This window comes from Corynebacterium sp. AOP12-C2-36 (genome assembly GCF_052379185.1).
Taxonomy (GTDB): domain Bacteria; phylum Actinomycetota; class Actinomycetes; order Mycobacteriales; family Mycobacteriaceae; genus Corynebacterium.
The window spans coordinates 15,068-32,159 of record NZ_JBQSYJ010000022.1; the positions used below are offsets into that span (position 1 = coordinate 15,068).

Consider the following 17,092-nt stretch of genomic DNA (forward strand, 5'->3'; position numbering starts at 1 on the left):
GCCACTCCACCCGGCCCCGCGCAGGACAGCACACCCGCCCGGGCCGTAAGCTCTCCACCAACTGTCCGTTTCCTGGAAGACCAGTGGGAATCTAGGATAGATTCGATTTCTTCACTTCCCCTGCCGCAACAAGAGACCCCGGAGGCTCACGCACATGTCTGCAGACGCTCCCGCCGGGCCGCAGGTCGGATCAGACGGCAAGGACGGAAAGGTCACCCGCGACACGTTCAACTCGCGGCTCCTGTTCCTGTTCGCTGCCATCGGTTCCGCCGTCGGCCTCGGCAACATCTGGCGATTCCCCTACGTCGCCTACGAATCAGGCGGCGGAGCTTTCCTCGTCCCCTACATGATCGCCCTGCTCACCGCGGGCATCCCACTGCTGTGGATGTTCTTCGCGCTGGGCCACCGGTTCCGCGGGTCGGCACCGCTGGTCTTCCGCCGTATCCACCCGCGCGCCGAGATCCTGGGCTGGGCCCAGGTCGGCATCTCCTTCTTCATCGCCGTCTACTACGCCGCGATCGTCGGGTGGGCGCTGCTCTACACGATGAAGTCCTTCACCAAGGGCTGGGGCGAGAACCCCGGCGAGTACTTCTCCGGGGAGTTCCTGCAGGCCGACACCGAGTCGGTGTTCTCCGGCACCTTCGTGATGCCGATCCTCATCACGATGATCGTCGTGTGGATCATCGTCCTGGCCACCCTTGTGCTCGACGTGAGCAAGGGCATCGGACGACTCAACATCATCTTCATCCCGCTGCTGCTGGTGCTCTTCATCGTCATGGTCGTGCGTGCACTGTTCCTCGACGGTGCCTCCACCGGCCTGGACGCCCTGTTCACGCCGGACTGGAGTGCGCTGACCGACTCCTCGGTGTGGATCGCGGCCTACGGACAGATCTTCTTCTCGCTGTCCATCGGCTTCGGCATCATGATCACCTACTCGTCCTACCTGAAGCCGCGCTCGAACCTGACGAGCACCGGCCTGGTCACCGCCTTCGCGAACTCCTCCTTCGAGGTTCTGGCCGGTATCGGCGTGTTTGCCGCACTCGGCTTCATGTCGGCGGCGTCCGGCGTCCCGGTCAGTGAGGTCGCGACCTCCGGCATCGGCCTGGCCTTCGAGGCCTTCCCGACGATCATCAACCAGATGCCCGCCGGCGAGCTCTTCGGCATCCTGTTCTTCGCCAGCCTCGCCATCGCCGGCGTCACCTCCCTGATCTCGATCGTGGAGGTCGTCTCCTCGGCCGTGCGTGACAAGTTCGACATGTCCCGCCGTGCCGCCGCCCTGTCGGTCGGCGTGCCGATGGCCGTCCTGTCGATCCTCGCCTTCTCCGCCACGAGCGGACTGGTCACCCTCGATGTCATGGACAAGTTCACCAACAACGTCGGCATCGTGCTCGCCGCACTGGTCGCGATCATCGTGGTCGGTGTGATGACGATGCGGATCAACGAGCTGCAGCAGCACCTCAACGCCGTGTCCTCGTTCAAGGTCGGCGCCACCTGGCGCACCTTCCTGATGTTCGTGACCTCCGTGATCCTCACCTTCACCCTGCTCAGCGAGGTCGCCACCCTGCTGGACGAGGGCTACGGCGGCTACGCGGACAATCAGGTCTTCACCTGGGGTTGGCTGGTGATCATCGTCGTCCTGGTGGCCGGGATCATCATGCACCTCATCCCGTTCACGCGTCGCTCGATGGTCCTCGACGGCACGCCGGGCTCCGATTTCGGTGTCCCGCCGGGCGGCCGTGCCCGCGGAGTGTCCAACCCCCTGGCCGACGCAGCCGACGGTGCTGCCAGTAACGCGAGCCCCGCCGCCTCGTCCGCAACGCAAGGAGCGAACCGATGAGCACCACAGCGATCGTCATGATGGCCCTGTTCATGGTCTTCCTCTGGGGAGGCCTGTTCGTCGCCACGATCAACCTGCGCAACCACTCCGACGAGGAGTCCGGGGAGCTCGGGACCGCGCCCGGAACCACGGACGAGGACCTGATCTTCCACGCCTCGTCCCACCCCGCGGGGTGAGTCCCCGGGCTACCCGGTGACGTACACCCCACCATCGTGCACAATGGGTCGGGTGAGCAGCGATTCGAACAACACCAACGGGTCCTCGGGAAGCAAGAAGCCCGACGGACAGAGCAGTCCGAACAACCCGGACCCGCGCGACGTGGTCGACGGCCGGGACTTCGCGGACATCCTCATGGGGTCAGGCCGCATGGACCCGGAGTCGTCACTCCCGCTTCCCGGCGAGGAGCCGGCGGCGGTGCGCAGCCCGAAGGAGGCCTCCGAGGAGTCCATCTTCCTGGAGGGCGATCCGGCGATGCAGGAGCCCGACGACAACGCCGAGGCCCTGCAGTCCGACGATGACGGCACCCCCGGCAAGGAGATCCGTGACCGCGCCGAGGTCATCGGCACCTCCGCACGCTGGACGGCGGGATGGAGCCTGCGCTTCCTCGTCACCGCCGCGGCCCTGTGGGTCCTCTTCTACGTCCTGTCCAGTCTCTGGGCGGGCATCCTCCCGGTCATCCTCGCCATCATCGTGTGTACGGTGCTCTGGCCGGTAGTGCGCATCTTCCGCAGGCTGCACTTCCCCAACGCCCTGGCGGTCCTGTCGACGCTGATCCTGTTCTTCGCGGTGTTCGGCGGCATCATCGCCGCCATCCTGCCGAGCGTCTCCAAGCAGATCCCCGAGCTCGTGGACAGCGGTGCCGCGGGCATCGAGCAGATCCAGAACTGGGTCGCCGGCCCGCCGCTGAACCTGCAGAGCGACCAGATCGACAACATGATCGACCAGGCCACGAGCTGGGTGCAGGACCAGACCTCCCAGATCACCCAGACCGCGATCACCGGGGTCTCCGCCGTCACCTCGGCGGCGATCACCCTGTTCGTGATGCTGGTCCTGATCTTCTTCTTCCTGAAGGACGGCGAGAAGTTCCTGCCCATGGTCCGGCGCATCGCCGGACGCCGCGTCGGCTGGCACCTCACCGAGGTGCTGACCCGCTGCTGGAACACCCTGGGCGGCTTCATCCGCACGCAGGCGATCGTGAGCTTCATCGACGCCTTCTTCATCGGCCTGGGTCTGGTCATCCTCCAGGTTCCCCTCGCTCTTCCGCTGGCGATCGTCACCTTCTTCGGTGGTTTCATCCCGATCGTGGGTGCCTTCACGGCTGGCGCCCTGGCTGTCCTCATCGCCCTGGTCACCCAGGGTTTCACCACCGCGCTGATCGTGCTGGGTGTTGTGCTGCTCGTCCAGCAGCTCGAGGGCAATGTGCTGCAACCCGTGCTGCAGTCCAAGGCAATGAAGATGCACGCGGTCATCGTGCTGCTCTCGGTGACCATCGGCGGCGGCATGTTCGGCATCATCGGCGCCTTCCTGGCCGTGCCCGTGGCAGCGATGATCACCGAGGTCCTGCGCTACATCGGCGACCTCACCGACCTGGCCACCGGCGAGAAGCACTCTGCCGACATCAATTTCGCCACCTCGGCCGGCCAGCAGACCGGCGCCCAGCGCGAACAGGCCGCGCAGCGCTGGCAGGACTGGCGCAAGTCTCTCAAGAGTGACGAGTCCGGTGAGCCCAAGGCCTTCAGCCGGTTCCTCGCCCCCCTCCTGCCCGATGACAAGACCGACGACAAGACCGACGAGACCGACAAGAACCAGAAGGACGACAAGCCGAGTGACGACTCCACCTCGTAGCCGTCCTGACCATCGGGTAACATCAGCCGCCGTGACTTCTGAGACCACTGACGAGCCCGCCCCGCTGAACCGCCGGGGCCTGATCCCGGTATGGGCTCCCCTGCTGGTGATGGCGGCTGTCATCCTCACCGGGGTCGTCCTCAGCGGGGTGGGCACGTCCTATGTCCTGCTCTTCACCGTGGCCGCGGTCGTGTGCACCGCGCTGGTGGAGCTGCGCGGCCTCTTCCTCACGGTCGTGCTGCTGCCGGTCTACTGGTTCTTCGGGATCACCGGCGTCGGGCTGATCAGCGCCGGCTCCGGAACCGCGGGATCGAGTTTCAAGACGACCCTGATCACCGCCGCGTACCCGGCGATCGAGAAGTTCCTCTGGCTGGCCGTCGCCTTCGTGATCTGCGTCGTCATCGCGGTCGCCCGTCACCGCATCGACGCCGCCGTGCTCAAGGCCCAGCACCGACGGGACCGCTCACGTCGCCGGCAGATGACGGACGCGGAGGAGAGCAACCAGCGGCTCAACGCCCGCTACCGCGACAAGGACCGGCCGTCGGGTGACCGGGCGTCCTACCGGGCCGAGCGTCCCGAACGTCTGGAGCGTTCTGAGCGCCCAGAGCGTACCGATCGCTCCGAGCCGCGCGCGGCGTCCTCACGCCGGTACAGCGAGCGTCCCCGCGGCGACTACCCGCGCTACCCGTCGCAGCGCGACGAAGCGTCCCGCGGCACGCAGGACTCCCCCGCCCCGGACGGGCAGGAGCAGCCGGAGACCCGCACCCGCACCGCCGCCGAGCTGCGCGAGGCGAGCCGTCGTCGCCGTTCGAGGAGCCAGGACCGTCCCCTCGACATGGAGTGAGCGGCGCCCAACCGACACCGCGCGACGAAGGGGCCGACCCGGGAATCATTTCCCGGGTCGGCCCCTTCGTCGTTGCCGCTGAGGTCTGAGGTCAGCTGGCGTTGCGTGCCGGGCGCAGTTCGCGCGGCAGGGAGAACACCAGGTCCTCGGTGGCGGTGGTGACCTCTTCGATGCTGTTGAAGCCGTGCTCGGCGAGCAGCTCCAGTACACCGCGCACGAGCAGCTCCGGCACCGAGGCGCCGGAGGTCACACCCACGGAGGTCACGCCCTCGAACCAGGCGGGGTCGACCTGCTCGGCATAGTCGACCAGGTGGGATTCCTTCGTGCCGTGCTGGAGCGCGACCTCGACGAGCCGCACCGAGTTGGACGAGTTCTGGGAACCGACGACGATCATCAACTCGACCTTCGGCGCGATCGCCTTGACCGCGACCTGGCGGTTCTGGGTGGCGTAGCAGATGTCGTCGCTGGGCGGGGTCTCCAGCTGGGGGAACTTCTCGTGCAGGAACTTCACCGTGCGCATCGTCTCGTCCACGCTCAGCGTGGTCTGCGACAGCCAGATCAGCTTCTGGTCCTCGGGGAACTCGAGGGCGTCGACGTCCTCCTTGCCGTCGACCAGGTGCACCACGTCCGGGGCCTCGCCCGCGGTACCCTCGACCTCCTCGTGACCGTGGTGGCCGATGAGGATGATCTGGTAGCCCTGCTTGGCGAAGCGCTTGACCTCGTTGTGCACCTTGGTGACCAGCGGGCAGGTCGCGTCGAAGGTCTTGAGCTTGAGCAGCTTGGCGTCCTCGTGCACCTTCGGCGAGACGCCGTGGGCGGAGAAGACGACGTTGGCGCCCTCGGGCACGTCCATGGTCTTGTCCACGAAGATCACGCCCTGCTCCTCCAGGGTCTTCACGACGTGCTTGTTGTGCACGATCTCCTTGCGGACGTACAGCGGGGCACCGTACTTCTCGAGGGCCTTCTCCACGGTCTCCACGGCGCGGTCGACACCGGCGCAGTAGCCGCGCGGCGCCGCGAGCAGGACGCGCCTGGCGGAGCGGGCCGGGGTGTCGCGTTCCTCACGGTCGATGGTGGTCGTCGGGGCAGTTGTGGTGAAGTTATCCACAGGTGAAGCCTCAGTCATGTCCCCCATGCTATCGGACCTCTACAATCAGAGCCATGTCAGATGCCTCGTCCGCCTCGCCGACCGCAGCGACCGGTTCCCCACCGTCCCCGACCTCCGCGGAGGCGCCGTGGCCGGTCCATGTCGTCAACGACAAGGTGAAGGGGTGGATCGAACGTCTCGGCCACCTCTGGGTGGAGGGGCAGATCACCCAGGTCAACATGAAGCCGTCATGGAAGCTGTCCTACATCACCCTGCGTGACGTGGAGATGGAGCAGTCGGTCCCGTTGACCTGTTCCACCTCGATGCTGCGTTCCATGCCGACGCCGCTGAAGAACGGCGACCGCGTGGTGGTCTACGGCAAGCCGGCGTTCTACTCCGGGCGTGGCTCGTTCTCCCTGTGGGTCTCGCGGATCCAGCACGTGGGTGTGGGCGAGCTGCTGGCCAGGATGGAGCAGCTCAAGCGGGCGATGGACGCCGAGGGGCTGTTCGACCCGCGGTTGAAGCGTCCCCTGCCGTTCCTCCCGGGGCGGGTCGGACTGATCACGGGGCGCGGTTCGGCCGCCGAGCGCGACGTCCTGGCGGTCGCGCACGACCGCTGGCCCTCGGTGCAGACCGAGGTGATCAACACCGCGGTGCAGGGCCCGCAGGCGGTACCACAGGTCATCGCCGCCCTGCAGCAGCTGGAGGACGACCCACGGGTGGACGTCGTCATCGTCGCGCGCGGCGGCGGCTCTGTGGAGGACCTGCTGCCGTTCTCAGAGGAGGCGCTGGTGCGTCAGGTCAGCCGGATGACCACACCGGTGGTCAGCGCCATCGGGCACGAGCCGGACAACCCGATCCTCGACAACGTCGCGGACCTGCGGGCCGCCACGCCCACCGACGCCGCCAAGCGGGTCGTGCCGGACGTGGCGGCCGAGCTACGGCTCGTCTCCGAGCTTCGTGACCGCGCCGCCGGTGCCCTGCGCTCCTGGGTGGCCAATGAGCAGCGGGGCCTGGCGACGGTGCGCTCGCGTCCGGTCCTGGCCGACCCGCTGCTGCCGATCCGCCGTCAGCAGGAACTGGTCACCGAGGCCCGCGAGCGCAACGACCGCGCACTGGGGATCACGATCCGCGACATGCGCTCCCAGGTGGTCTCGCTGAAGGCCCAGGTCAATGCATTGGGACCGTCGCAGACGTTGCAGCGTGGCTACTCGGTGGTGCAGGTCCTCCCCCGCGACCACACCCCGCCGCAGGTGGTGACCACCGTGGACGACGTGACCCCGGGGTCCCAGCTGCGCATCCGCGTCCTGGACGGATCGGTCACCGCCGCGGCGATGGCCGTGCAGCACTCCGAGACCGCGCCCGAGAAGCCGGCACCTGAGAAACCAGATACGACAGAATCAACCGACTCCCCCGAAAACAAGGAGACCCCGAGCGATGAGTGACACCGAGAACACCCAGACCTTCCGTCCGCTGGACGAACTGAGCTACGAGCAGGCCCGCGACGAGCTGGTGGAGGTCGTCAAGATCCTCGAGCTAGGCCAGATGAGCCTGGACGAGTCCCTGAAGTACTGGGAGCGCGGCGAGGAACTCGCCGCCTACTGCGAGCGCTACCTCGACGGTGCCTCGGAGCGGGTGGAGGCCGCGCTGCAGAACCGCCGCCCCGACGGGGAGGACGACGGCGACCAGTCCTAACCGGTGACGATCGGGTCCGTGGTCGCGACCTTGTCGGCCAGCGTCTCGTAGATCTCGCCGGTGGCGGTGCCCGACAGCATCACGGTGGAGTCCCCCAGGTCCGCGGCCCACACCGTGCGGGCGTCGTCACCGGTGAAGATGTGCCAGGTGACGGTGTCCCCGGCGGTCTCGGCCGTGACGCCGGAGGCGGAGCTCTCGCGCGAGTCGGTCTCCTCGCGGTACTCGTCGTCCACGTCGGCGACCGCGTCCTCCAGATCCACGGAGGTCTGGGTCAGGCCGATGTAGTAGCGCTCGTCGATGACCCAGCCGGCGATGGAGGACGGTTCCCGGTCGATCGTGGTGCGGCGACCGGAGTTCGCCTGCCAGTCGTCCGGCACGTCCGGGTTGCGCACCGGGAAGTTCAGGCTGCGGGCCTCCGAGCCGAGGATCGCGTCGATGTCGACCTCGTTGACCGGCCCCGTCGTCTCCGCCGGACCGGGGTTGTAGCTGCACAGACCGGTGAAGCCGACGGAGAACGCCATGACCACACCCAACACGCCCAGCGATATCAGCAGGTCACGGGTGGAGGTGAACATGCGCGGTTTCTCGAGTTTCACGCCACCGATTATTGCAGACAGGTACCCCGGGGGCCCTAACCGTCACCCTCTGCACGACCGCAGCACGCGCCGGAGGGTGGCTCGTGGAACAATGGGGGGCACCCCCGACGCCCGATAGCAGAAAGCTGGTCTTCCATGACTTCCGGATCCGACTCCGTCCCCACCCCGCCCGAGGCCCTCCCCGCCTCCTCCCCGGACCGCAACCTGGCCATGGAGCTGGTGCGTGTTACCGAGGCGGCGGCCCTGGCGTCCGGCAAGTGGGTCGGCCGAGGGAAGAAGGAGTCCGGCGACGGTGCCGCCGTGGACGCCATGCGCAGGATGATCAACACCGTGCAGATGAACGGCACCGTGATCATCGGCGAGGGCGAGAAGGACGAAGCGCCGATGCTGTTCAACGGTGAGTCCGTCGGCACGGGCGAGGGCCCGGCCGTCGACATCGCCGTGGACCCGGTGGACGGCACCACGCTGATGGCCGAGGGACGCCCCAACGCCATCTCCGTGCTCGCCGCCGCCGAGCGCGGGTCGATGTACGACCCGTCCGCCGTGTTCTACATGAAGAAGATCGCCGTGGGCCCCGAGGCCGCCGGCAGCATCGACATCCAGGCACCCGCCGCCCACAACATCAACGCCGTCGCCAAGGCCAAGGGCGTTCACCCCTCGGACGTCACCGTCGTGGTGCTGGACCGTCCCCGTCACCACGACCTGATCGCGGAGATCCGCGCGGCGGGCGCGAAGGTGCGGCTCATCGGAGACGGCGACGTGGCCGGTGCCGTGGCCGCCGCCGGCGAGAGCCACGCGGTCGACCTGATGATGGGCACCGGCGGCACCCCGGAGGGCATCATCACCGCCTGCGCGATGAAGTGCATGGGCGGCGAGATCCAGGGCGTGCTGGCCCCCACCGACGACACCGAGCGGCAGAAGGCGATCGACGCCGGCCTGTCGCTCGACACCGTCCTGGGCACCAATGACCTGGTGTCCTCCGACAACTGCTACTTCGTCGCCACCGGCGTGACCAACGGCGACATGCTGCGCGGCGTCAGCTACCGCGCCGGCGGCGCGACCACCCGCTCGCTGGTGATGCGCGAGCGTTCCGGCACGATCCGCAGCATCGAGGCCACCCACCAGCTGCAGAAGCTCAAGGACTACTCGGTCCAGGACTACATCTGATCCTCCCCCACCCCCGCAGGCACACCGTCCGGAACGCCTGCGGGTACCCTTATATGTCAGTCGTCACAATAATCAGGAAGGACACGACAGTTCATTATGAGTGAGCAGGAATTCCGCATCGAGCACGACACCATGGGTGAGGTCAAGGTCCCGGCCAAGGCCCTGTGGCGTGCACAGACCCAGCGTGCCGTGGAGAACTTCCCGATCTCCGACCGGCCCCTGGAGGCCGCGCAGATCCGTGCCATGGGCCTGCTGAAGGCAGCCTGCGCCCAGGTCAACAAGGACTCCGGCGCGTTGGACGGCACCAAGGCGGACGCCATCATCGCCGCCGGCAAGGCCATCGCCGAGGGCACCTACAACGACGAGTTCCCGATCGACGTCTTCCAGACCGGTTCGGGCACCTCGTCGAACATGAACACCAACGAGGTCATCGCCTCGCTGGCCAAGCAGGACGGGGTGGACATCCACCCGAACGACGACGTGAACATGGGCCAGTCGTCGAACGACACCTTCCCCACCGCCACGCACGTCGCGGCGACCGAGGCGGCCGTCACCAGCCTGATCCCGGCACTGAAGACCCTGCACTCCTCCCTCGCGGCGAAGGCCACCGAGTGGAAGAACGACGTGAAGTCCGGCCGCACCCACCTCATGGACGCCGTCCCGGTGACCCTGGGCCAGGAGTTCGGCGGCTACGCCCGTCAGATCGAGCTGGGCATCCAGCGCATCGAGGCCACCCTGCCGCGTCTCGGCGAGCTGGCCATCGGCGGCACCGCCACCGGTACCGGCCTGAACACCTCCGCCGACTTCGGCGCGAAGGTCACCGAGGAGCTCAAGAAGCTCACCGGTGTCGAGGAGCTGACCGAGGCGGAGAACCACTTCGAGGCACAGGCCGCCCGCGACGCGCTCGTGGAGTTCTCCGGTGCGATGCGCACCGTGGCCGTCTCGCTGAACAAGATCGCCAACGACATCCGCATGATGGGCTCCGGCCCGCTGACCGGCTTCGGTGAGATCCACCTCCCCGACCTGCAGCCGGGTTCCTCGATCATGCCCGGCAAGGTCAACCCGGTGCTGTGCGAGACCGCCACCCAGGTCGCCGCGCAGGTCATCGGCAACGACGCCGCCATCACCTTCGGTGGTGCACAGGGCCACTTCGAGCTCAACGTGTTCATCCCGATGATGGCCCGCAACGTGCTGGAGTCCGCCAAGCTGCTCGCCAACACCTCCACGGTGTTCGCCGAGCGCCTGGTCGACGGCATCGAGCCGAACAACGAGCGTATGCGCACCCTGGCGGAGTCCTCACCGTCCATCGTGACCCCGCTGAACTCCGCGATCGGCTACGAGGCCGCCGCGAAGGTCGCCAAGACCGCGCTGGCCCAGGGCAAGACCATCCGCCAGACCGTGATCGACCTGGGCTTCGTGCCCGAGACCCTGTCGGAGGAGGAGCTGGACAAGCGCCTCGACGTGCTCGCCATGGCGAACACCGACCGCGACTAACAGCTCCAGCCGTCCCCGCAGTGAGGGGACGACGGGAGAAGAGGGGCACCGCGACACCACCGTCGCGGTGCCCCTCTTCCCATGTCCGTGGCGTGTGGGACGATACCTTGCATGACGATCACCGCAGCCGCTGACGGCTCCGCCCTCGGAAACCCCGGCCCCGCAGGCTGGGCCTGGTACATCGACGACGACACCTGGAAGGCCGGCGGCTGGCCGCACGGCACGAACAACATGGGCGAGCTCAAGGCCGTCCTGGACCTGCTGGAGAGCACGGCCGCGCACCCGGACGCCGCGGGCCAGCACCTGCTGATCCTGTGTGACTCCCAGTACGTGATCAACTCGGTGACGAAGTGGATGCCAGGATGGAAGCGCAAGGGTTGGAAGAAGCGCGACGGCAAGCCGGTGCAGAACGTCGACCTGATGAAGGCGATCGACGCGGCGATGCAGGGCAGGGACGTCGCCTTCGAGTGGGTGAAGGGGCACGCCGGGCACCCGATGAACGAGGCGGCGGACAAGCGGGCGAACGCCGCCGCCACCGCCTTCTCGCAACGCCGCTCCCCCGAGACCGGCCCCGGCCTCGACGGGACAGCCGTACCGGCGCAGGACGCCGCGACGTCCGGCGCGCCCGATGCGTCCGACGCCGCGCAGGACGCAGAGGACGCCGCCGCGCGGGAGCTGGCGCTCTACACCGACGAGGTGCGCGGCAACCGTGAATTCGCCGAGGCACTGCTGCACCCGGACCTGCACGTCGTCGACCGTGACGGGCGGGTTCTCGACCGTGCGGGGTTCCTGGACTCGCTGGCGCCGCTGCGCGGGTTCGACCGGTTGGAGGTCTCCGACGTGGTGACCGAGGCGTTGGGGGACGACGCGGTGCTGGTGCGGTCCACGGCGACGGGGGCCTACGGGACCACGGTGCGCAGCTCGGTGTGGGTGCGTGCCGGCGGAGGCTCCGGGGAGGGTGACGCTCATTTCATTCTGCGTCACCATCAGCAAACCGCGCGGGGCTGACTACCCCCATAATGGGGTTAACGATATTTTTGCATTGCGTGCAAGTTTTCACCGGGTGTAGACCTGTCTCGTGACTGAGACAAGGAATGAATCCGCAACGGGCGCCGACGGGTGTGGCCTCCGCGAGCGAAAGCGCCGGGAGACCCGGCTCCGCATCGAGGACTGCGCCACCGAACTCATCCTCGCCCGCGGGTTCGACCAGGTCACCATCGACGAGATCTGCGAGAAGGCCGACGTGAGCCGCCGGACCTTCTTCAACTACTTCGAGTCAAAGGACCAGGTCGCCGCAGGACGCGGCGTCCCCCCGATCCCGCCGGAGGTGATGGACGCCTTCGCCGCGACCGACTCCCCCAACATCATCCGCGACATCCTCGACTTCATCGGACGTTCGCTGGACGACGACCCCGAGTCCTCGCCGCGCCTGTCCACGGACCCGCGGACCAGCATGAAGATCAGGGAACGGCGACGCCAGATCGTCCAGGAGACCCCGCTGCTGACCGTCGCGGGGATGCGCCGGTTCGACGAACTCGCCGGGGACATCCTGGCCGCGATCGACGCCCACCTCTCCCGTTACCCGCAGCGTCGGCACCTCCCGGACCTCACCGTCCACGAGGAGGCCCTGCTGCTCACCGGCCTGGTCCGCACCACCCTGGCCACCGGCGGCCTGTTCCACCGCGACCAGCCGGAGAAGGACCGACGCGAGATCCTCACCTTCGCCGGACGCAACCTCACCCAACTGTCGGCGGCCTACACCACCGGTTGGGACTGACCTTCCGTCCGGCACCACCGTCACCCCCTGCACGACTACTGCGTAAGAAAGCACGAGAAGAGATCCTCCATGAGCACAGTTGAGAAAGTAGAGTCGTCGCCGACGACTCCAGAGGACACCACCGCCTCGAAGAACAACATCCCCCTGGTCTTCGCCAGCCTCATGCTCGGCATGCTGCTGGTCTCCCTGGGCCAGACCATCTTCGCCACCGCCCTGCCGACCGTCGTCGGCGAGCTCGGCGGCGTGGACCAGATGAGCTGGGTGATCACCGCCTTCCTGCTCGCCCAGACCATCGGCCTGCCGATCTACGGCAAGCTCGGTGACCAGATCGGCCGCAAGCCGCTGTTCATCTTCGCCCTGAGCATGTACCTGATCGGCTCGGTCGTCGGTGCACTGGGCCAGAACATCTGGATCATCATCGTCGCCCGCGCCATCCAGGGCCTCGGCGGCGGCGGCATGATGGTGCTGTCCCAGGCGATCATCGCCGACATCATCCCCGCCCGCCAGCGCGGCAAGTACATGGGCCTGATGGGCTCCGTCTTCGGCCTGTCCTCCGTGCTGGGCCCGTTGCTCGGCGGTTTCTTCACCGACGGTCCCGGCTGGCGCTGGGCACTGTGGTTCAACGTTCCGCTGGCCCTGGTCGCCATCGCGATCGCCGTCTTCGCCATGCACCTGCCGGCACGCGGCAGCGGACACGCCAAGCTCGACATGTGGGGCACGGTCTTCATGGCCGGCTTCGCCACCTGCCTGATCCTCTTCCTCAGCTGGGGCGGCAAGGACTACGAGTGGGGTTCGGTCACCATCATCGGCCTGATCATCGCCACCGTGGTCTGCGCGGTGCTCTTCGTCTTCGTCGAGCTCAGGGCGGATGAACCGCTGATCCCGATGACCCTGTTCACCAACCGCAACTTCGTGCTGTGCACCCTCGCCGGCCTCGTCATCGGCGTGGTCATGCTGGGCACCCTGTCCTACATGCCGACCTACATCCAGATGGTCCACGGGATGTCCCCGACCAAGGCCGGCCTGATGATGATCCCGATGATCCTCGGCATGATGCCGACCTCGATCGTGGTGGGCATCATCGTCAGCCGCACGGGCAACTACAAGTGGTACCCGGTGGTCGGCATGTTCGTCACCGCCGTCGGCCTGTTCCTGCTCGGCGGTCTGGAGACCCACGACAGCCTGCTGCACCTGGGCCTAGTCCTGTTCGTCTTCGGCTTCGGCCTGGGCTGCGCGATGCAGATCCTCGTGCTGATCGTGCAGAACGCGTTCCCGGTCAGCATGGTCGGCACGGCCACCGCCTCGAACAACTTCTTCCGCCAGATCGGCATGTCCGTCGGTTCGGCCGTCGTCGGTTCGGTGTTCACCTCGCGCCTGCAGTCGCTGATGGGTGACCGCGTCCCGGTGGCCATGCAGGAGATGGGTCCGGACGCGGCGAACTACGCCGACTCCTTCTCGGACTCCGGCTCGCACAGCATCACCCCGGACATGGTCAGCCACCTGCCCGGCGCCCTGCACGAGGCCGTGATCACCAGCTACAACGATGCACTGGTGCCGATCTTCACCGTGCTGATCCCCCTGGCGGTCGTCGCCGGCGTCGTCCTGATCTTCACCCGTCAGGAGAAGCTCAAGGACACCGTCGACTAACCGCCCACGCGTTCCCGGTACTCCGGGTACGCGGGCCCTCCCTCGAGGATCTTCTCCAGCAGGAGGATGTCGCGCCAGCGACCCTCCATCGGCCCGTAGTTCATACGGGCCATCGTGTGTGCCACGCCGATCTCGGTGAAACCACGCGAGAGGTGCAGCTTCAACGACCCCTGGTTCTCCGGGAACACCGTGGAGTGCATCGCCCAGTATCCGGCGTCGGTCGCCGCCTGGATCATGTGGTCAAGCAGCGCCCCGGCGACCCCGCGGCCGGCGGCGTCCGGCGCGATGTAGACCGAGTCCTCCACCACCCCGGCGAACACCTCGCGGCGCGACGCCTTGGCCGCCGAGACCCACCCCAGGACGTCCCCGTCCTCGTCGGCGACGAACATCAGGTCACCGATCTTGTGCTCGGTGAAACCGTCCCAGGTGGGGGCCTCCCCCTCGTAGGTCGCGTGTCCGGTGTCCATGCCCGACTGCTGGATGCGCGCCACCTGGGCGTAGTCGTCCCTCCGCATGGGACGAATCTTGAATGTCATGCAAGGCATTGTAAACGTGCCGGGACCTCGGCGCAGCCGTGCAGCGCATCAGCCCTTTTCAAGCAGGCTGGTGACCAGTTCCGCGACGGCTGAACGCTCGGACCGGGTCAGGGTGACGTGCGCGAACAGCGGGTTGCCCTTGAGCTTCTCGACCACGGCGAGCACACCGTCGTGGCGTCCCACGCGCAGGTTGTCGCGCTGGGCCACGTCGTGGGTGAGCACCACCCGGGAGTTGCGCCCCAGCCGGGACAGCACGGTGAGCAGCACGTTGCGTTCCATCGACTGCGCCTCGTCGACGATGACGAAGCTGTCGTGGATGCTCCGCCCGCGGATGTGCGTCAGCGGCAGCACCTCCAGCAGCCCGCGGTCGTCGATCTCGTCGAGGACGTTCTCACTGACCAGCCCGTCGAGCGTGTCGTACACCGCCTGTGTCCACGGGTTCATCTTCTCGACGCCGTCGCCGGGCAGGTAGCCGAGGTCCTGGCCGCCGACGGCGTGCAGCGGGCGGAAGACCACGATCCGACGGTGCGACTGGCGTTCCAGCACCGCCTCCAGCCCGGCGCACAGCGCCAGCGCCGATTTGCCCGTGCCGGCGGAGCCGCCGAGCGAGACGATGCCCACCTCCTCGTCGAGCAGGATGTCCAGCGCCACGCGCTGGCGGGCGCTGCGTCCCCGCAGGCCGAAGGCCTCCCGGTCCTGCGGGACCTGGCGCAGCACCCCGTTGGACGCCACGCGCGCGAGCGCCGACTGGCTGCCGGCGGTCAGCTGGACGCCGCAGTGCACCGGAAGGTCCACGGCGTCCTCCACCTCCCCGGTGGCGTCCACCGCGCCGTCGGTGAAGAGCCCGTCGATGAGACCGGCGCTGACCTCGGCGGTCACCATGCCCTCGTAGCCGGTGAGGACGACGTCCTGCGCGCGGTACTCGTCGGCGTCCAGCCCCACCGCGCCGGCCTTCACGCGCAGCGGGACGTCCTTCGTGACCAGGGTGACGGTGTCGCCCTCGGCGCGCAGGTTCAGTGCGGAGGCGAGGATGCGACGGTCGTTGTCCGCGCCGTCGTCCGGGCGGGCGCGCAGCCCGGCGGGCAGGACGGACTGGTCGACGTGGTTGAGCTCCACGCGCAGCGTCCCGCCGTCCGGGGTGACCTCGATGGCACGGTCCAGCCGCCGACTGGTGCGGCGCAGGTCCTCGAGCAGGCCGAGCGCCTGGCGGGCGAACCAGCCGAGTTCGGGGTGCTGACGCTTGGCCTCCAGCTCACTGACCACCACGATGGGCAGGACCACGTGGTGCTCGGCAAACTTCAGCAGTGCCCACGGGTCGGAGAGCAGGACGGAGGTGTCGACGACGTACGTGCGGACCGCGCCCGGGGTTCCGGAGGCGGTGGAGGTGGCTGCTGACGGGGCGGCGGAGGGGGCGGTTGAGGTGGTGACGGTGGCTCTGGTCATGCCCCCGAGGCTAGGAAGCACACGTGTAGATCACATGGTTGTGAGATGAAGTCTGGGTGAACTCACCGGGAAACCAGCCGAAGACTACCGGGAGCTGGAGGAACGCCTGCCACGGCAGATTCCGACGAACTGCTGCACGACCTCGTCATCGCGCTCACGCAGCCACACCAGTGCGATCCGGGTCGGCGCCTGCCCCGCCAGGCGCCGGTGGACGACACCGCGCCGGTTCACCGCGCGCAGCAGCGGACGCGGGGCGACGACCACGCCGACGTTCGCGGCGACCACGTCGAGGTGCTCACGCACCGCCACCGGGTCCACGCCGCGGTAGAGCACCATCTCCCCGTCCATGTCGGACGCGGTGACCTCCTCGTTCTCCCCCACCGCCTCCAGCACGTGCTCCTTGGGCACCGCGACCCCCGGCTGCTCCTCGTAGAGCACGACCCGGTGCAGGCCGAGACGGTTCATCGCCGCCTCGTCCACGTTACTGCCCGGCATGCCCTCCCACTCGCCGGGCAACCGGACGAGGGCGATGTCGGCGGCACCGCTGCGGACGTGGGCGAGCGGGTCGTCGGCCGCGGCGGAGGCGACCTTCCAGCCGTCCACCCTCCCGTCGAACCTGCCGAACCATTTACCGGGGACGACACCGGGCGCGAAGACGACCTTCAGGTAGTGCATGGCGACCATCGTATCCCCCACGGGCCGACCGGTTAGACTCTGCAGGTATGAGTGAACGGATGAAACCCCAGACCGCGGCGAAGAAGCTGAACATCTACCTCCCCGCGACCCCGGCCGCCTTCCAGGAAGACACGCTCGGCCACGACGAGTTCGTGGCCCTGCAGAACAACCCGCCCGAGTGGCTGCAGGACCTGCGCCGCGAAGGCCCGCACCCGCGCCCGGAGGTGGCCCGCAAGCTCGGGATCACCATCACCGCGCTGAAGGCCAACGACATGGACAAGCCGCTGACGACCGCCGACATCAAGGCCCTGCTGGAGAACCAGCCCGACTGGCTGCGCAGTGCCCGGAGTTCCCTGGCGGAGAACCGCACGACCGGCGACGCCGAGGCCGACTCGCAGGAGTAGGGGCCTCCCCGCCGCGCAGGGGCAGGGCGCACGAGGGGGCACGAG

At 67.9% G+C, this 17,092-nt stretch carries 17 protein-coding genes; 12 read left to right on the forward strand and 5 right to left on the reverse strand.

Annotation, left to right across the window (positions count from 1 at the left end; genetic code table 11):
- Positions 1–154 precede the first annotated feature (154 nt).
- Genes ACT3UN_RS14240 through ACT3UN_RS14255 form a run of 4 tightly spaced genes read left to right on the forward strand, consistent with a single transcriptional unit; the run spans position 155 to position 4,526 of the window.
- A complete protein-coding gene (locus ACT3UN_RS14240; protein WP_444657361.1) occupies positions 155–1,837 on the forward strand; it encodes a sodium-dependent transporter in 1,683 nt (560 codons plus the stop codon).
- Complete coding sequence (gene metS / locus ACT3UN_RS14245) at positions 1,834–2,013, forward strand: methionine/alanine import NSS transporter subunit MetS (RefSeq protein ID WP_301443855.1); 180 nt, start codon at positions 1,834–1,836, stop codon at positions 2,011–2,013. Before ACT3UN_RS14240 ends, metS begins: the two co-directional genes overlap by 4 nt.
- A 43-nt stretch (positions 2,014–2,056) precedes the next feature.
- Positions 2,057–3,682, forward strand: coding sequence for an AI-2E family transporter (locus tag ACT3UN_RS14250; protein WP_444657362.1), 1,626 nt, complete (start codon positions 2,057–2,059; stop codon positions 3,680–3,682).
- Between the two features lie 31 nt (positions 3,683–3,713).
- The gene (locus ACT3UN_RS14255) at positions 3,714–4,526 is read left to right on the forward strand and encodes a DUF6542 domain-containing protein (RefSeq protein WP_444657363.1); all 813 of its coding nucleotides are present in this window, start codon (positions 3,714–3,716) and stop codon (positions 4,524–4,526) included.
- 91 nt (positions 4,527–4,617) lie between these two features.
- On the opposite strand, the gene ACT3UN_RS14260 is transcribed toward ACT3UN_RS14255, so the two are convergent.
- Positions 4,618–5,652 (reverse strand): 4-hydroxy-3-methylbut-2-enyl diphosphate reductase, encoded by a 1,035-nt coding sequence (locus ACT3UN_RS14260; RefSeq protein WP_441588213.1) that lies wholly within the window; start codon positions 5,650–5,652, stop codon positions 4,618–4,620.
- A 35-nt stretch (positions 5,653–5,687) separates the two neighbouring features.
- Here ACT3UN_RS14260 and xseA point away from each other — a divergent pair, with 35 nt between their 5' ends.
- Together xseA and ACT3UN_RS14270 are read left to right on the forward strand one after the other, a co-directional pair.
- Positions 5,688–7,058, forward strand: coding sequence for an exodeoxyribonuclease VII large subunit (xseA, locus tag ACT3UN_RS14265; protein WP_301444009.1), 1,371 nt, complete (start codon positions 5,688–5,690; stop codon positions 7,056–7,058).
- Entirely contained in the window at positions 7,051–7,308 is a 258-nt protein-coding gene (locus ACT3UN_RS14270) for an exodeoxyribonuclease VII small subunit (protein ID WP_301444008.1), read from the forward strand. Before xseA ends, ACT3UN_RS14270 begins: the two co-directional genes overlap by 8 nt.
- On the opposite strand, the gene ACT3UN_RS14275 is transcribed toward ACT3UN_RS14270, so the two are convergent.
- On the reverse strand, positions 7,305–7,904 hold the full coding sequence (locus ACT3UN_RS14275) for a DUF4245 domain-containing protein (protein WP_301444007.1): 600 nt from the start codon (positions 7,902–7,904) through the stop codon (positions 7,305–7,307). The genes ACT3UN_RS14270 and ACT3UN_RS14275 overlap by 4 nt on opposite strands.
- Positions 7,905–8,039: 135 nt before the next feature.
- Between ACT3UN_RS14275 and glpX the strand changes: the two genes are divergently transcribed.
- From glpX to ACT3UN_RS14300, 5 genes are all read left to right on the forward strand, one after another.
- Complete coding sequence (gene glpX / locus ACT3UN_RS14280) at positions 8,040–9,071, forward strand: class II fructose-bisphosphatase (RefSeq protein WP_441579668.1); 1,032 nt, start codon at positions 8,040–8,042, stop codon at positions 9,069–9,071.
- Between the two features lie 96 nt (positions 9,072–9,167).
- Complete coding sequence (locus ACT3UN_RS14285) at positions 9,168–10,565, forward strand: class II fumarate hydratase (RefSeq protein ID WP_441579667.1); 1,398 nt, start codon at positions 9,168–9,170, stop codon at positions 10,563–10,565.
- 111 nt (positions 10,566–10,676) lie between these two features.
- Positions 10,677–11,573 carry an RNase H family protein gene (locus ACT3UN_RS14290; RefSeq protein ID WP_444657364.1) on the forward strand — a complete coding sequence of 299 codons (897 nt, stop codon included), beginning with the start codon at positions 10,677–10,679 and terminating at the stop codon, positions 11,571–11,573.
- A 70-nt stretch (positions 11,574–11,643) separates the two neighbouring features.
- The gene (locus ACT3UN_RS14295) at positions 11,644–12,342 is read left to right on the forward strand and encodes a TetR/AcrR family transcriptional regulator (RefSeq protein ID WP_301443344.1); all 699 of its coding nucleotides are present in this window, start codon (positions 11,644–11,646) and stop codon (positions 12,340–12,342) included.
- A gap of 69 nt (positions 12,343–12,411) precedes the next feature.
- A complete protein-coding gene (locus tag ACT3UN_RS14300) occupies positions 12,412–13,989 on the forward strand; it encodes an MDR family MFS transporter (RefSeq protein ID WP_441579665.1) in 1,578 nt (525 codons plus the stop codon).
- Here ACT3UN_RS14300 and ACT3UN_RS14305 read toward each other — a convergent pair.
- From ACT3UN_RS14305 to ACT3UN_RS14315, 3 genes are all read right to left on the reverse strand, one after another.
- Entirely contained in the window at positions 13,986–14,525 is a 540-nt protein-coding gene (locus ACT3UN_RS14305; RefSeq protein WP_301443346.1) for a GNAT family N-acetyltransferase, read from the reverse strand. The genes ACT3UN_RS14300 and ACT3UN_RS14305 overlap by 4 nt on opposite strands.
- 48 nt (positions 14,526–14,573) lie before the next feature.
- On the reverse strand, positions 14,574–15,968 hold the full coding sequence (locus tag ACT3UN_RS14310) for a PhoH family protein (protein WP_444657365.1): 1,395 nt from the start codon (positions 15,966–15,968) through the stop codon (positions 14,574–14,576).
- 84 nt (positions 15,969–16,052) lie between these two features.
- A complete protein-coding gene (locus ACT3UN_RS14315) occupies positions 16,053–16,643 on the reverse strand; it encodes a LysR substrate-binding domain-containing protein (protein WP_301443348.1) in 591 nt (196 codons plus the stop codon).
- Positions 16,644–16,702: 59 nt separating this feature from the next.
- Here ACT3UN_RS14315 and ACT3UN_RS14320 point away from each other — a divergent pair, with 59 nt between their 5' ends.
- Positions 16,703–17,047 carry a DUF5997 family protein gene (locus ACT3UN_RS14320; protein WP_444657366.1) on the forward strand — a complete coding sequence of 115 codons (345 nt, stop codon included), beginning with the start codon at positions 16,703–16,705 and terminating at the stop codon, positions 17,045–17,047.
- The last annotated feature ends 45 nt before the right edge of the window (positions 17,048–17,092 follow it).

What these genes read in the sequence shown, in the direction of transcription:
- ACT3UN_RS14240 (WP_444657361.1), top strand. Translation starts at nt 155, where the DNA reads ATGTCTGCAGACGCTCCCGCCGGGCCGCAGGTCGGATCAGACGGCAAG.
- metS (WP_301443855.1), top strand. Translation starts at nt 1,834, where the DNA reads ATGAGCACCACAGCGATCGTCATGATGGCCCTGTTCATGGTCTTCCTC.
- ACT3UN_RS14250 (WP_444657362.1), top strand. Translation starts at nt 2,057, where the DNA reads ATGGGTCGGGTGAGCAGCGATTCGAACAACACCAACGGGTCCTCGGGA.
- ACT3UN_RS14260 (WP_441588213.1), bottom strand. Translation starts at nt 5,652, where the DNA reads ATGACTGAGGCTTCACCTGTGGATAACTTCACCACAACTGCCCCGACG.
- xseA (WP_301444009.1), top strand. Translation starts at nt 5,688, where the DNA reads ATGTCAGATGCCTCGTCCGCCTCGCCGACCGCAGCGACCGGTTCCCCA.
- ACT3UN_RS14270 (WP_301444008.1), top strand. Translation starts at nt 7,051, where the DNA reads ATGAGTGACACCGAGAACACCCAGACCTTCCGTCCGCTGGACGAACTG.
- glpX (WP_441579668.1), top strand. Translation starts at nt 8,040, where the DNA reads ATGACTTCCGGATCCGACTCCGTCCCCACCCCGCCCGAGGCCCTCCCC.
- ACT3UN_RS14285 (WP_441579667.1), top strand. Translation starts at nt 9,168, where the DNA reads ATGAGTGAGCAGGAATTCCGCATCGAGCACGACACCATGGGTGAGGTC.
- ACT3UN_RS14290 (WP_444657364.1), top strand. Translation starts at nt 10,677, where the DNA reads ATGACGATCACCGCAGCCGCTGACGGCTCCGCCCTCGGAAACCCCGGC.
- ACT3UN_RS14300 (WP_441579665.1), top strand. Translation starts at nt 12,412, where the DNA reads ATGAGCACAGTTGAGAAAGTAGAGTCGTCGCCGACGACTCCAGAGGAC.
- ACT3UN_RS14305 (WP_301443346.1), bottom strand. Translation starts at nt 14,525, where the DNA reads ATGACATTCAAGATTCGTCCCATGCGGAGGGACGACTACGCCCAGGTG.
- ACT3UN_RS14310 (WP_444657365.1), bottom strand. Translation starts at nt 15,968, where the DNA reads ATGACCAGAGCCACCGTCACCACCTCAACCGCCCCCTCCGCCGCCCCG.
- ACT3UN_RS14315 (WP_301443348.1), bottom strand. Translation starts at nt 16,643, where the DNA reads ATGCACTACCTGAAGGTCGTCTTCGCGCCCGGTGTCGTCCCCGGTAAA.
- ACT3UN_RS14320 (WP_444657366.1), top strand. Translation starts at nt 16,703, where the DNA reads ATGAAACCCCAGACCGCGGCGAAGAAGCTGAACATCTACCTCCCCGCG.